Here is a 13,306-nt window from a genome sequence, read left to right as displayed (position 1 = left end):
GTGAGTGACGTACAGGCCCCCGCGCGAGGGCCTCGCGCCTACGCAGCATTCATCGGGATCGGCCTTCTCGCCGGTCTCCTCTCCGGACTCTTCGGCGTCGGCGGCGGCACGGTCATCGTCCCGCTGCTGGTGCTCCTGCTGCACTTCGACCAACGGCTCGCGGCGGGCACCTCGCTCGCGGCGATCGTGCCGACGGCCGGCGTCGGCGTCATCTCCTACGCCACGACCGGGTCGGTGGCCTGGATCCCCGCCATCATCCTGGCGGCGGGTGCCGTGGTGGGTGCGCAGATCGGCACCCGCCTGCTGCCGCGCATCTCGCAGACCGCGCTGCGGTGGGGCTTCGTCGGGTTCCTCGTGGTCGTGATCGTCAGCCTGTTCCTGGTGATCCCCTCGCGTGATGCGGCCTTCGAACTCTCCTGGCTGACGGGCATCGCGCTCGTCGGGGTGGGCGTCGGCACGGGCATCCTCGCCGGGCTGATCGGCGTCGGCGGCGGCGTGATCGTCGTCCCGGTGCTGATGCTGGCCTTCGGCACGAGCGACCTCGTCGCCAAGGGCACCTCGCTGCTGATGATGATCCCGACGGCGATCTCCGGCACGGTCGGCAACCTCCGCAACCGCAACGTCGACCTGCTCGCGGCGGCCCTCATCGGCGTCTCGGCCTGTACGACGACCGCGCTCGGAGCGTGGCTGGCGACCATCGTCGACCCGACGCTGGGCAACATGCTGTTCGCGGCATACCTCGTCGTGATCGCGGTGCAGATGGCGATCAAGGCCGTCCGCGGGCGCAAGCGCGGCTGAGAAAGCGTGGATGAAGGGATCTTCATCCACGGCTCATGTGGGCATCATGATCGACGGGCATCATGGGGTCATGACCACCCCCCGACGCCTTCTCATCACCGGAGCGCTGATCGCGATCCCGGTCGCCTTCGCCGTGGGGAGTGTGGTGCTCGCACAGATGCCGCCCTCGCCGCAGCTCCCGTCCGAACCGGTGTCGGTGCAGCTCGCGACGCCGGTGCCGAGTGAGAAACCTGCACCTGCGCCCGCACCGGCTCCCGTCGTTCCTGCTCCGGCGCCCGCACCGCCGCCTGCGCCCGCGCCGGCCCCACCGGCCGGTGACGACGATGACTATGACGGCGGCGGCGGCGACGATGACTGACGCCCCCACTCTGCCCCTCGACCTCGGCGAGCCCGTCGTTCCGGCTCGTTCGGAGACACGCGTGGTGCCGCAGGAGCACGCCGCCTCCGGTGCTCCGCTGCGCACACTGCGCCGGCGCACCCTGCCCGCCCGCTGGCGGATCACGCTGTGGATCATCCTCAGCACCGCCATCACGCTCCTCGCCGTCGGGATGATCGGCCGCAGCATCTTCCTTGCGGGGGTGGAGCAGTCGGCCAACGCCGAGATCGAACAGGAGGCCGCCGAGTTCTCCCGATTCGCGGAGGATGCCGCGGCAAGCGGCCACACCACGGCTGAGGAGCTGGTCGGCGAGTACGTCGACCGACAGTCCGTGCACGAGGACGAGGTCGTCATCGCCACCGTCGACGGGGCGGTGGTCGCGGTCGCGAACGGCCGTGTGGAGGCGACGGATCCCTCCACGCTCTCGGCCGTGCCCGGCGGGGAGGAGCTCGTGACCGCGCTGCTCGGCGAGACCGCGGCCTCCGGTGCGATGGACTCCCCGGACGCGGGCCCGTTGCGTTGGGGCCGCCTGGACTTCACGACCGGTGATCGCGACGGCGCGGTCCTGATCGTGCAGTACACGCAGGAAGCCAGGTCGCAGGTCGATGCCGGTTTCGCCACTATCGCGTGGGTGGCGCTGATCGGCATCCTGCTCAGCTCCGGCGTCGCCTGGCTCGTGGCCGGCCAGATCCTCGCGCCCGTGCGTGAGGTCTACCGGGTGGCCCGCGATATCGGCGAGCACGATCTCACCGCGCGAGTGCCGGTCGATGGGACCGACGACATCGCCGCCGTGGCCACGACCTTCAACCAGATGCTCGACCGTCTCGAAGCCGTGCACGCCACGCAGCAGCGGTTCGTCGACGACGCAGGGCATGAGCTGCGCACCCCGATCACGATCGTGCGCGGGCAGCTGGAGCTGCTCAGCGAAGATCCGGAGGAGCGCGCGGCGACCCTGCGACTCGTGAGCGACGAGCTCGACCGGATGAGTCGGATCGTCACCGACCTCCTCGTGCTCGCCCGTGCGGAGCAGCCCGACTTCGTGCGGGTCGCGAACTGCGACATCGCCGCCCTCACCCTCGACATCGAGGCCAAGGCACAGAACCTCGGCGATCGTCGGTGGCAGCTCATGGAGGTGGCGGAGGGTACGGCGGCTCTCGATCCTCAGCGGGTCACGCAGGCGGTGCTCCAGCTCGCGGCGAACGCGGTGCAGGTCACCGAGGTGGGCGACCGCATTCTCATCGGCTCGCGCTTCGACGGCGACGGGACAGAGCGCCGGCTGCGGTTGTGGGTGCGCGACTCCGGTCCCGGCGTGGCCGCCGCGGATGCCGAGCGCATCTTCGAACGCTTCGCCCGTGGCGACAGCACCGGTGCGCGTCGCGGGTCGGGGCTCGGACTCGCGATCGTGCGGGCGATCACCGACGGACACGGCGGTTCGGCCTGGGTCGACAGCGTGTTCGGCGAGGGCGCCACCTTCGGCATCGACCTTCCGGCACCCACTACCGCGCGGCTCGACGCCGCGGCAGAGAGGAGCGAGTGAGATGCGCAGCATCCTCATCGCCGAAGACGACCCGCACATCACCTCGTTCGTCCGCCGGGGCCTGCGGGCGGCTGGCTACGAGACCGCCGAGGCGGCCGACGGGCACACCGCGCTGCTGATGGCTCGCAGCGGCATGTTCGACCTCGTGCTGCTCGATATCGGGCTCGGCGGCATGGATGGCTTCGATGTGCTGGCGAACCTTCGCGGCGAGGGCGTCTCGACCCCCGTGATCATCCTCACCGCGCGCGACTCGGTCATCGACACCGTGCGGGGCCTGGAGGGTGGGGCGAACGACTATGTCACCAAGCCGTTCCAGTTCGCCGAGCTCATCGCGCGCGTGCGGCTGCGGATCGGCGACGGCGAGGGTCGTGCGGCGGGCCCCGTTCTCACCCATGATGACGTGCGCGTCGATGTGCGGGCCCGCACGGTCACGGTCGACGGAGACATGCGCGAGCTCACCTCGCGGGAGTTCGCCCTGCTCGAGGTGTTCCTGCAGAACGCCGGTCAGGTGCTGTCACGCGACCAGCTGATCGGGCATGTCTGGGGGATGGACTTCGATCCGGCCTCCAACGTGGTCGACGTGTACGTGCGCGCTCTGCGCGGCAAGATCGGTGTCGACCGCATCGAGACCGTGCGCGGGGCGGGATACCGATTCCGATGAGTGATCACACCGACACCACGAGCCCGGCGGCCGAGACGACGACGGTCGAGCGCACGCGCTTCGCGACGATGCCGCCCGAGCGACAGGGGCTGCCCGTCGGACGCCGATCCGAGCGCCCTCGACTCGGACGCGCGAGCATCCTCCGCCTGGTCGCACTCGGACTCGTGCTGGTCGCCGGGGCCGGGATGGTCCTGGCCGCGCTGACGCGGTCATCCGGAGACAGCGCGCCGACCTTGCCGATCGCGGTGACCCTCACCGTCTTCCTGCTCGCCGTGTGGGCCTGGACCTCGACGCGGCTCGACGACACGCTCGTCGCCTTCCTCGCGGCGATCGCCTTGATCGTCACCGGGGTGCTGCCGGCGAGCGACTTCTTCGCCTCGCTCGGCGACGAGACCATCTGGCTGCTTATCGGCGCCTTCGTGATCGCCTCCGCTGTGTCGTCCTCGGGCCTCGCCCTGCGCGGCGCCTCCCATCTGCTGCGGTTCGCACGGGGACCTCGGAGCCTCTTCCACCTCACGACGGTCGCGCTCACGCTCACCGCCTTCGCCGTGCCCGCGACGTCCGGGCGTGCGGCGCTCGCCGTACCGGTGTACACCGCGGTCTCGGTCGCGCTTCCCGGACGCGAGCGGGTGGTCCGCGCCCTCGCCCTGCTGATGCCGACCGTGGTGCTGCTCTCGGCCGTCGGATCCCTGCTCGGCGCGGGAGCGCACATCGTCACGGACCAGCTCCTGCGGGCAGCAGGCGAGGCGGGGTTCACCTTCCTGAGCTGGCTCTGGCTCGGGCTGCCGTTGGCGATCTTCTCCTCGCACCTGGCCTGCGAGATCATCCTCTGGCGCTTCACCCGCCGTGCCGACCGCGCAACCCCCCTGCGCATGGATGCCGCAGAGATCGGCCGGTCCGCATCGACCGCAGTGACCGGGCCCCTCAGCATCCTGGAGCGGCGGGCAGCCGTGCTGCTGGGCGGTGTGATCCTGCTCTGGGCCACCGAGCCGCTGCACCACCTGTCGCCGGCCCTGGTCGCGCTCCTCGGAGCCGTCGCCGCCGTGACGCCGGGGATCGGGTGCCTGACCTTCCCCGCCGCGATCAAGCGGGTGCCGTGGTCGCTGCTGCTGTTCCTCGCCGCGACACTGGCGCTGGCATCCGCGCTCACCACCACGGGAGCCGCGGCCTGGCTGAGCTCCTCGGCGCTCGCCCCGCTGCGTGGACTCGGTGCTGCCGGGGCCGTCGCCTTCGTGCTCGTGGTCATCGCGATCTCGACCGCGGCTCACCTGCTGATCCCGTCACGGTCGGCGCGCTCCGCCGCGATCATCCCCGTCGTGATCGCGCTCGCTCCTGCCCTCGGCGTCTCCCCGATGGCTGCGGCCTTCGCCTCGACCGCCGCGGCCGGTTTCTGCCACACGCTTCCCAGCTCGGCAAAACCGGTCGCGATGTTCGCCGACCCCGACATCGTCAGTGGCGGCTTCACTCCACCCGATCTCCGTCGGCTCTCGGCGCTGCTGGCGCCCGCGATGTTCGCGCTCGTCGCGGTCTTCGCGCTGTGGATCTGGCCGCTGATGGGGCTGCCGCTGCTGCTCTGATCCGCGGCATCCGCCCCGTCACACCCGCTTCACTCCGTGTGCGCCGCCGGTGCACCGGTGCTCGTCGTGCCCGCACACCGGGCATTCGTCGCCCGTTCGGGCGCAGAAGGAGGAACCATGTCGATCCACACCCCGCAGCGCATCCTGGTCGCACCGAGCGGATTCAAGGAGAGCCTGAGCGCCGAGGCCGTCGCCCAGGCGATCGCCGCCGGCGTGCGTCGGGTCATCCCCGGCGTGCAGGTCGACGAGTACCCGGTGCCGGATGGCGGGGAGGGTACCGCCGCCGCGCTCGCCGCCGCCACCGGAGGGGAGCTCATCGCGGCACGGGTCACCGGTCCCGTCGGCGACCCGGTCGATGCGCACTGGGCACGGCTCGGAGGACGCGCGGCGGGCACGGCCGTCGTCGAGATGGCATCCGCCGCCGGACTGCGACTCGTGCCGCGTGACCGCCGCGACCCCGGCGAGACCACCACTCGCGGAGTCGGCGAGCTGATCGCGGCGGCTCTGGACGCCGGGGTCGAGCGGATCGTGGTCGGCTGCGGCGACTCCGGTACGAGCGACGGCGGTGCCGGGGCGCTCGAAGCGCTCGGCGTACGCATTCTCGATCGCGACGGCGTGCCCCTCGCCGCGGGCGGTCGACACCTTCGAGATGCGGCGGGCCTCGATCTCGCAGGGTTGCACCCTCGCATCGGAGAGATCGAGATCGTGCTCGCGTGCAACATCCACAACGTGCTGTGCGGGCCGCGCGGTGTGGCACGGGTGTTCGGCCCGCAGAAGGGAGCGACGCCGGAGCAGGTGGACGAGCTCGCGACCGCCCTGGACGTCTGGGCTGGTCTGCTCGAGGAACAGAGCCCGTTCGGCGCGGCGATGGACGTGCGCACCGGCGGCGGCACGGGAGCATCCGGCGGACTCGGGGCTGGGCTGGCCGCGGTGCTCGGTGCGCGTCTCGCCCCGCGCTTCGAGGTGCTGCTCGACAGCGGTCTGCTGCCGGAACCGCTCGACGAGCTGATGGCGGTGGCCGACCTCGTCATCACCGCCGAAGGTGCCATCGACTTCCAGACCCCGCGGGGCAAGGTGCCGGCCGAGATCGCGATGCGGGCCCGGGTCGCCGGCGTCCCGGTGCTCGGCATCGCCGGGTCTCTCGGGGTCGGCGCCCCGACCGTGCACGACATCGGCATCGACGCGATCGCCTCGATCATCACCGTGCCGATGCCTCTCGAACAGGCCGTCGAGCACGGCGAGGCCCTGCTGCGCGACGCCGCGGAGCGCAGCATGAGGATGGTCCTGCTCGGATCGGCCATGTCGGCGCGGGCGGCCTGAGCGCTCCTGCGCCTGCCATGTCGGCTGAACGTCGGCCGGGCCTCGGTAGGATCGAGGGGTGGCAGTGAACCAAGAACTGGTCGGCCGGGAGTTCCCGCCGACGGCCCCCTACCTCGTCGGCCGCGAGAAGGTGCGCGAGTTCGCGCGCGCCGTCTTCGCCGATGCTCCGCAGCACACCGACGTCGAAGCGGCCCGCGCGGCCGGCTTCTCCGACGTCGTGGCGCCGCCGACCTTCGCGATGGTCATCCAGGACCTCACGCTCCAGCAGCTGCTGGCGCAGGAGGACTCCGGCATCGTGCTCGCCCGCACGATCCACGCCGAGCAGCGCTTCACCTACACGCGACCGATCGTGGCGGGCGATGAGCTCACCGCGCAGCTGCGCGTCACCGGCATCCGGATGATGGGCGGCAACGCCATGATCACCAGCGAGGCCGCGATCACCGACGCCGCGGGCGACCATGTCGTCACGGCGACGAGTGTGCTGCTGGTGGGCGCCGAGAGCACGGACGAAGGGAAGGCCGCCTGATGGGCTACACCGTCGGAGACGTGGTCGCCGAGCGCACCGTGCATCTCACCCGCGAGTCGCTCGTGCGCTACGCGGGAGCGTCCGGAGACTTCAACCCCATCCACTACCGTGACGATGTCGCCGCATCCGTCGGGCTTCCCGGCGTGCTCGCGCACGGCATGCTGACGATGGGCATCGCCTCGTCGGTGGTCGTCGCCGCCCTCGACCCGGCCGCGAAGATCCTCGACTACGGGGTGCGCTTCACCAAGCCGGTCGTCGTCGACCCGGTCGATGGTGCCGACATCACCGTCGTCGCCACGGTCGGCGCGGTCGATGAAGAGGTCGCGCGCATCGACCTCAAGGTCACGTTCGGCGAGACCACGGTGCTCGTCAAGGCGCAGCTGCGCGTCGCCGTCTGATGCGGGCGCTCTGATGCGGGAGATCGAGCCGGTCCGCCTGGCCGAGCTGACCACGCTGCGCACGGGCGCCGCACCCGAGCGGATGCAGGAGGCGACGACGACCGCCGGTCTGATCGAGGCACTGCGCGACACCTGGGCCCGCGGTGACGAGTGGTTCGTCCTCGGTGGCGGTTCCAACCTCTTCGTCGGCGACGAGCCCTTCGAAGGCACCGTCATCCGCGTGCGCACCGAGGGGATCGAAGAGATTCCGTCGCCGCACCCGGGTCGCATCCGTCTGCGCGCGCAGGCCGGGCACTCCTGGGACGACCTGGTCGCCTATGCGGTCGCGCACGGCTACGCCGGCCTCGAGGCCATGAGTGGGATCCCCGGCACGGTCGGCGCGTCCCCCGTGCAGAACATCGGCGCATACGGACAGGAGATCCAGGAGACGCTGGTCGAGGTCGAGTTGATCGACGAGTCGACTGGCGTGGTCTCGACCGTTCCCGCGGCCGAGCTCGGATTGGGTTTCCGCACCTCCGTCCTCAAGCACCACCACGGCAGCGTGCCGCTGCGACGTGCCGTGATCCTCTCCGTCACCGTCGACCTGGCGATCGCCGGTGAGCGCGTGGTGCGCGGCGAGCAGCTGCGTCGGGCGCTCGGGCTGACCGATGAGACACCGGTTCCGCTGAGCTGGGTGCGCGAGCGCATCCTCTCGACCCGCGCGTCGAAGGGCATGCTGCTCGACGACGCCGACCCCGACACCCACGGCGTCGGCTCGTTCTTCCAGAACGCGATCGTGACGGCCGCGGTGGCAGGCGCACTGCCGCCGGAGTGCCCGCGCTGGCCGGTGGCGCCCGATCTGGATGCCGTGACCGTGATCCCGCTCGCTTCCTACGACGGGCAGGTGCCGCTGTCGAAGCCGACGACCGTCTCCGACGTGAAGGTCAGCGCAGCCTGGCTGATCGAGCAGGCGGGCATCCGCAAGGGGTTCAAGCTTCCGCGCTCGCGCGCTTCGGTCTCGACCAAGCATGCGCTTGCGCTCACGAACCGCGGCGGCGCGACCGCGGGCGAGGTCGCCGAGCTCGCGCGGTTCATCCAGAGCCGGGTCCACGCCGAGTTCGGTCTCGTGCTGCAGCCGGAGCCGGTGCTGGTCGGCGTCGACCTGTAGGGCGATCGTCCTGTGGGGCGTCGTCGGTCGCGGCTACACTCGCGGCATGAGCGGACTGATCCCGTACCTGCTGTTCCCCGGCAACGCCGCAGAGGCGCTGCGTCACTACCGCTCGGTGTTCGGCGGTGAACTGCAGCTGCTCGACTACGCCACGGCGGGCCGGCGTGACGGACCCGGCGATGCCGTCGCGCACGGCCAGCTGAGCGGGCCGGTCGAGCTCGCCGGCGCCGATGCCGGAGCCGACGACGACGCCGTGCAGATGAGCGGCATGTTCCTCTCACTCCTCGGCACGGCGGATGCGCTGACCCTCACCGGCTGGTACGACAAGCTCGCGGCCGACGGCCGAGTGATCGACGCCCTGCAGAAGCGCCCGTGGGGAGACTTCGACGGCACGCTCGTCGACCGCTACGGCATCCGCTGGCTGATCGGCTTCCAGCCCGAGGACTGATCACGCCGCGAAACCCGAAGGCCCCCTCCCGTCTGTCGACAGGAGGGGGCCTTCGGTACGAGCGGGGTCAGGCGAACAGGCGCTGCAGGCGCTGCACGCCCTCGAGCAGCTGGTCGTCGCCGAGGGCGTACGACATGCGGATGTAGCCCGAGGGGCCGAAGGCCTCGCCGGGAACGACCGCGACCTCGGCCTGGTCGAGGATGAGGTCGGCGAGCTCGAGCGAGGTGGTCGGCGTCACGCCGCCCCAGGTGCGACCGAGCAGACCCTGCACGTCGGGGTACACGTAGAACGCGCCGAGCGGGTTCGGAACCACGAGGCCGTCGATCTTCGACAGCTCCGACACGATGAGCTGGCGACGGCGGTCGAATGCCTGGCGGAACTGTTCGGCCTCGTCCTGCGGTCCGTTGAGGGCGGCGATGGCAGCCTTCTGGGCGACGTTGTTCACGTTGCTGGTGAGGTGCGACTGCAGGTTGCCGGCGACCTTGATGGCGTCGGCCGGTCCCACCATCCAGCCCACGCGCCAGCCGGTCATGGCGTAGGTCTTCGCGACGCCGTTGACGAGGATCGTCTGACCGGCGACCTCCGGCACGGCCTCGACGATCGAGGTGGCCTTGACGCCCTCGTAGGTGAGGTTCTGGTAGATCTCGTCGCTGATGATCCAGATGCCGTGCTCGAGTGCCCACTCGCCGATGGCGCGGGTCTCCTCGGCCGTGTAGACCGATCCGGTCGGGTTCGAGGGCGACACAAACACGAGCGCGGTGGTGCGGGCGGTCCGAGCGGCCTCGAGCTGCGCGACCGTGACCTTGTACTCCTGGTCGGCGCCGGCGAACACCTCGACGGGAGTGCCGTCGGCGAGGCGGATGGCCTCGGGGTACGTGGTCCAGTACGGCGCGGGCAGCAGCACCTCGTCACCCGGGTTCACCACGGCCTGGAAGGCCTGGTAGACGGACTGCTTGCCGCCGTTGGTGACGATGACCTGGCTGGGGGCGACCTCGAGACCGGAGTCACGCAGCGTCTTCGCGGCGATCGCCTCGCGCAGTGCCGGAAGACCCGGAGCGGGCGTGTACCGGTAGCTCGCCGGGTCGGCCAGCGCCTCGGCTGCGGTATCCACGATGAACTGCGGCGTCGCGAAGTCGGGCTCGCCGGCGGCGTACGAGATGACGTCCTTGCCTTCGGCCTTGAGGGCCTTGGCCTTGGCGTCGACCTTGAGGGTCGCGGACTCGGCGATGGCGGACAGCTTGCGGGAGAGAGGAGCGCGTTCGGTCACGACTACGAGCGTACTCGGCTCGATGCGGTGGGAGCGGTGTGGGATATCGCCAAGATCTGAGGTTCTTTCGGGTTCGGAAGGTCAGCGGGCGGCGAGCCCGTGCGCCTGGGCGACGGCCGGGAGCGTGATGCGTCCGCCCTGCACGTTCAGACCCGCGGCCAGCGCCGCGTCTTCGGAGGCCGCCCGCTCCCAGCCCTTGCCGGCGATCGCCGAGACGTAGGGGAGGGTCGCGTTCGTCAGCGCACGGGTCGCGGTCTCGGGAACCGCGCCGGGCATGTTCGCGACGCAGTAATAGATCGAGTCGTGGACGGCGAACGTGGGGTCGTCGTGCGTGGTCGGACGCGAGCCCTCGAAGCATCCGCCCTGGTCGATCGCGATGTCGACGAGCACGGAGCCGGGCTTCATCGCGGCGACCATGTCGTCGGTCACCAGCTTGGGGGCCGCGGCACCCGGGATCAGCACGGAGCCGATCACGAGATCGGCCGTCGTGAGCTCTTCGGCGATGTCGTACCGACTTGAGGCGCGGGTCTCCAGCGCTCCGCCGTAACGGTGCTCGAGTTCGCGCAGACGCGGCAGCGAGACGTCGACCACGGTCACCTTCGATCCGAGACCGAGCGCGTTCGCGGCGGCGTGCTCTCCGGCGACGCCGCCTCCGATCACGACGGTCTTGGCGCGCGGAGTGCCGGCGATACCGCCCAGCAGCATCCCGCGTCCTCCTTGCGAGCGCAGCAGCGAGTGCGAGCCCATCACGACCGAGAGCCGCCCGGCGATCTCGCTCATCGGCACGAGCAGCGGCAGGCTGCGGTCGGGCAGCTGCACGGTCTCGTAGGCCACGGCGGTGGTCCCGGCCTCTACGAGCGCTGTGGTCAGGGCGCGGTCAGCGGCCAGGTGCAGGTAGGTAAAGAGGGTGAGGTCCTCGCGCAGGAACCCGTACTCCTGCGCGATCGGCTCCTTGACCTTGATGACGAGGTCGGCGTCGCCCCAGGCCTCGGCGGCGGTCGCCACGATCTCGGCGCCGGCGGCGCGGTAGTCATCGTCCGTGATGCGCGAGCCGAGGCCTGCGCCGGACTGTACGATCACGCGATGGCCCTCGTGCACCAGGCGATCTGTGCCGGCGGGGGTGAGGGAGACGCGGTTCTCGTTGTTCTTGACCTCGGTGGGGACGCCGATCTTCATTGATCCTCCTGGGTTGATGGGTGCGGCACCAGGATCGCAGAAACATCGACGGAACAACAGAATCGGTGAAGATGATTCGACATGACGCAATATCCTGAATAATGCTTCATATGGAGACGACTTCAGGAGCCTCAGAGCCGAACACCGTTCGGGCGCCCGCCCTCGACGCGATCGACGCGCGGATCGTGCAGCTGATGACGGCCGACGGGCGCATGACCAACGCCGAGCTCGCCGGCCGCCTCGGTGTCGCGCCCTCGACCGCCCACACCCGGCTGCGGGCGCTCGTCGACCGCGGCGTGATCACGGGGTTCCACGCGAGTGTGGACGAGCGGATGCTGGGTGCCGGACTCCAAGCCGTCATCGGCGTCACGCTGCGCCCGAGCGGACGGCGCGAGAGCATCGTCGAGTTCGCGGACCGCGTGCGCGTGCTGCCGCAGGTGATCCAGGTCTTCTTCCTCGGAGGTGACGACGACTTCCTGCTGCACATCGCGGTCGCCGACTCGTCCGAGATGCGCGAGTTCGTGCTCGAGCATCTCTCGGCCCAGAGCAGCGTCGCCTCCACTCGCACGAGCATCGTGTTCGACTATCACCGCAACTCGGTCGCGGCGTCGTTCCGCTGACGCGGGAAGAGGCCCCGCTCAGCGGCCTCCGAGGAGGGTCGCCAACCGGAGTACGGCTTCTTCGACGAGAGTGTCGTCGAGGTTGCCGTAGCCGAGCACCAGGGAATCCGGATGCCGGTCGCGGACCTCGTAGCGGGCCAACGGTGTGAGCGCCAGGCCCGCTGCAGCCCCTGCTGCGGTGATGTCGGTGGAGGATGAGCCGGTGGGCACGGCCAGCACCAGATGCATCCCCGCGGCGATGCCGGTCACGGTCAGCTCGGGCAGGGCGCGTTCGAGCGCGTCGAGCAGCCGCTGCCGCCGGCGACGGAACCGGGTGCGGGACGAGCGCAGGTGCCGTTCGAGGTCACCGCGCGTGAGGAACTCCGCGAGAGCGGCCTGGTCGACGAGGGAGGGCGGAGCCGTCGAGACCGGGGAAGCGATGTCCGGCGGGAGCAGCATCCATCCGAGCCCCAGCGCGGGTGACACCGACTTCGACAGCGAGCCGACGAGCGCGACGCGGTCCGGCGCGAGGCGCTGCAGGGCGGGGACGGGTCGGCGGTCGTAGCGGAACTCGGCGTCGTAGTCGTCCTCGATCACCAGCGCGTCCCGATCCCGGGCCCAGCGCACCAGTTCTTCGCGGCGGGCGGGAGCGAGTGCCGCGCCGAGGGGGAACTGGTGGGCGGGAGTCACAAGGGCGGCCCCGGCCCCGGTGCGGGATGCGAGCGCGCGCAGCTGCTCGGTGTCGATGCCGTCGTCGTCCACGGGCACCGGAACCGGATGCAGACCGTTCTCCTCCGCGACTGCGCGCAACCGCGGCCAACTCGGGTCCTCCACGAGGATCGTCCGGTGGCCGCGGCGGTGCAGCTCGCGGGCGAGCATTCCCATGCTGTCGGTGGCGCCGTGGGTGATCGTGATCCGGGTGGGGTCGGCGATGGCGTGCCGCGAGCGTGAGAGGTACGCGGCGACCGCATCGCGCGCCGGTGCGTAACCATACGGGTGAGCGGCGGCGAGGTCGTGGTCGGGGAGCGCAGCGAGGGCCGCGCGCAACGCGGCTGACCAGCGCGACCTCGGAGTCGCCCGCAGGTCGGGGATGCCGGGGCGGAGGTCGTACCGTGTGGGCGGGCCGGCCACGAGGGCGACAGAAGAGGGCGTGCGCGGTGCCCGCAGCGGAGCCCCGCTCTGCTCGGCCACACGGGTGGCCGAACCGGTCCTCGCCTCCAGCACCCCCTCGGCCACCAGCTGTCCGTATGCCTCGGTCACGACCCACCGGGAGACGCCGAGCGTCTCCGCGAGGGTGCGGCTGGGCGGCACGGCGGCGCCGGAGGAGAGCCGGCCCTCGTCGATCGCGCGGCGCAGCGCGGTCTCCACGCGGTCCCGCAGAGGCGGGGCAGCGTCGGAGCCGCGCGTCTCGTCGAGGTCGAGGAGTGTCTCCCATACGAGAATCGGTCTGGTGTTCTGCATCGTGATTGGAGTGTA

General features: G+C 70.8%; 14 protein-coding genes. 11 read left to right on the top strand and 3 right to left on the bottom strand.

The window, feature by feature from the left end; genetic code table 11:
- The 10 genes from CQ034_RS06580 to CQ034_RS06535 all read left to right on the top strand — a co-directional run bounded on the left by CQ034_RS06580 (position 1) and on the right by CQ034_RS06535 (position 8,788).
- The gene (locus CQ034_RS06580; RefSeq protein ID WP_029260952.1) at positions 1 to 798 is read left to right on the top strand and encodes a sulfite exporter TauE/SafE family protein; all 798 of its coding nucleotides are present in this window, start codon (positions 1 to 3) and stop codon (positions 796 to 798) included.
- A gap of 70 nt (positions 799 to 868) precedes the next feature.
- Positions 869 to 1,156, top strand: a complete 288-nt coding sequence (locus tag CQ034_RS06575) for a hypothetical protein (RefSeq protein WP_146114812.1) — start codon at positions 869 to 871, stop codon at positions 1,154 to 1,156.
- On the top strand, positions 1,149 to 2,711 hold the full coding sequence (locus tag CQ034_RS06570; protein WP_105710590.1) for a cell wall metabolism sensor histidine kinase WalK: 1,563 nt from the start codon (positions 1,149 to 1,151) through the stop codon (positions 2,709 to 2,711). The genes CQ034_RS06575 and CQ034_RS06570 overlap by 8 nt, the downstream gene beginning before the upstream one ends.
- A gap of 1 nt (position 2,712) precedes the next feature.
- Positions 2,713 to 3,372, top strand: coding sequence for a response regulator transcription factor (locus CQ034_RS06565; RefSeq protein WP_029260955.1), 660 nt, complete (start codon positions 2,713 to 2,715; stop codon positions 3,370 to 3,372).
- Positions 3,369 to 4,949, top strand: coding sequence for an SLC13 family permease (locus CQ034_RS06560; protein ID WP_105710424.1), 1,581 nt, complete (start codon positions 3,369 to 3,371; stop codon positions 4,947 to 4,949). Before CQ034_RS06565 ends, CQ034_RS06560 begins: the two co-directional genes overlap by 4 nt.
- Positions 4,950 to 5,066: 117 nt before the next feature.
- The gene (locus CQ034_RS06555; RefSeq protein ID WP_105710423.1) at positions 5,067 to 6,269 is read left to right on the top strand and encodes a glycerate kinase; all 1,203 of its coding nucleotides are present in this window, start codon (positions 5,067 to 5,069) and stop codon (positions 6,267 to 6,269) included.
- Positions 6,270 to 6,327: 58 nt separating this feature from the next.
- Positions 6,328 to 6,795 carry a MaoC family dehydratase N-terminal domain-containing protein gene (locus CQ034_RS06550; RefSeq protein ID WP_029260958.1) on the top strand — a complete coding sequence of 156 codons (468 nt, stop codon included), beginning with the start codon at positions 6,328 to 6,330 and terminating at the stop codon, positions 6,793 to 6,795.
- Positions 6,795 to 7,193 (top strand): MaoC/PaaZ C-terminal domain-containing protein, encoded by a 399-nt coding sequence (locus tag CQ034_RS06545; RefSeq protein WP_105710422.1) that lies wholly within the window; start codon positions 6,795 to 6,797, stop codon positions 7,191 to 7,193. Before CQ034_RS06550 ends, CQ034_RS06545 begins: the two co-directional genes overlap by 1 nt.
- 13 nt (positions 7,194 to 7,206) lie before the next feature.
- Entirely contained in the window at positions 7,207 to 8,340 is a 1,134-nt protein-coding gene (locus CQ034_RS06540; protein ID WP_105710421.1) for a UDP-N-acetylmuramate dehydrogenase, read from the top strand.
- Positions 8,341 to 8,386: 46 nt separating this feature from the next.
- Complete coding sequence (locus CQ034_RS06535; RefSeq protein WP_029260961.1) at positions 8,387 to 8,788, top strand: VOC family protein; 402 nt, start codon at positions 8,387 to 8,389, stop codon at positions 8,786 to 8,788.
- A 67-nt stretch (positions 8,789 to 8,855) separates the two neighbouring features.
- Here CQ034_RS06535 and CQ034_RS06530 read toward each other — a convergent pair whose 3' ends face one another.
- Positions 8,856 to 10,055 (bottom strand): pyridoxal phosphate-dependent aminotransferase, encoded by a 1,200-nt coding sequence (locus CQ034_RS06530; protein WP_105710420.1) that lies wholly within the window; start codon positions 10,053 to 10,055, stop codon positions 8,856 to 8,858.
- Between the two features lie 81 nt (positions 10,056 to 10,136).
- Positions 10,137 to 11,231 (bottom strand): alanine dehydrogenase, encoded by a 1,095-nt coding sequence (ald, locus tag CQ034_RS06525; protein WP_105710419.1) that lies wholly within the window; start codon positions 11,229 to 11,231, stop codon positions 10,137 to 10,139.
- Between the two features lie 101 nt (positions 11,232 to 11,332).
- Here ald and CQ034_RS06520 point away from each other — a divergent pair, with 101 nt between their 5' ends.
- Entirely contained in the window at positions 11,333 to 11,851 is a 519-nt protein-coding gene (locus CQ034_RS06520) for an Lrp/AsnC family transcriptional regulator (protein ID WP_105710418.1), read from the top strand.
- A gap of 18 nt (positions 11,852 to 11,869) precedes the next feature.
- Here the strand turns inward: CQ034_RS06520 and CQ034_RS06515 are convergent, their stop codons facing one another.
- Entirely contained in the window at positions 11,870 to 13,291 is a 1,422-nt protein-coding gene (locus tag CQ034_RS06515; protein WP_105710417.1) for a PLP-dependent aminotransferase family protein, read from the bottom strand.
- Between the last annotated feature and the right edge of the window lie 15 nt (positions 13,292 to 13,306).

It is taken from the genome of Microbacterium sp. MYb45 (genome assembly GCF_002979655.1).
In the GTDB taxonomy this organism is placed as follows: domain Bacteria; phylum Actinomycetota; class Actinomycetes; order Actinomycetales; family Microbacteriaceae; genus Microbacterium.
This window is presented reverse-complemented; position numbering and strand designations above follow the sequence as displayed.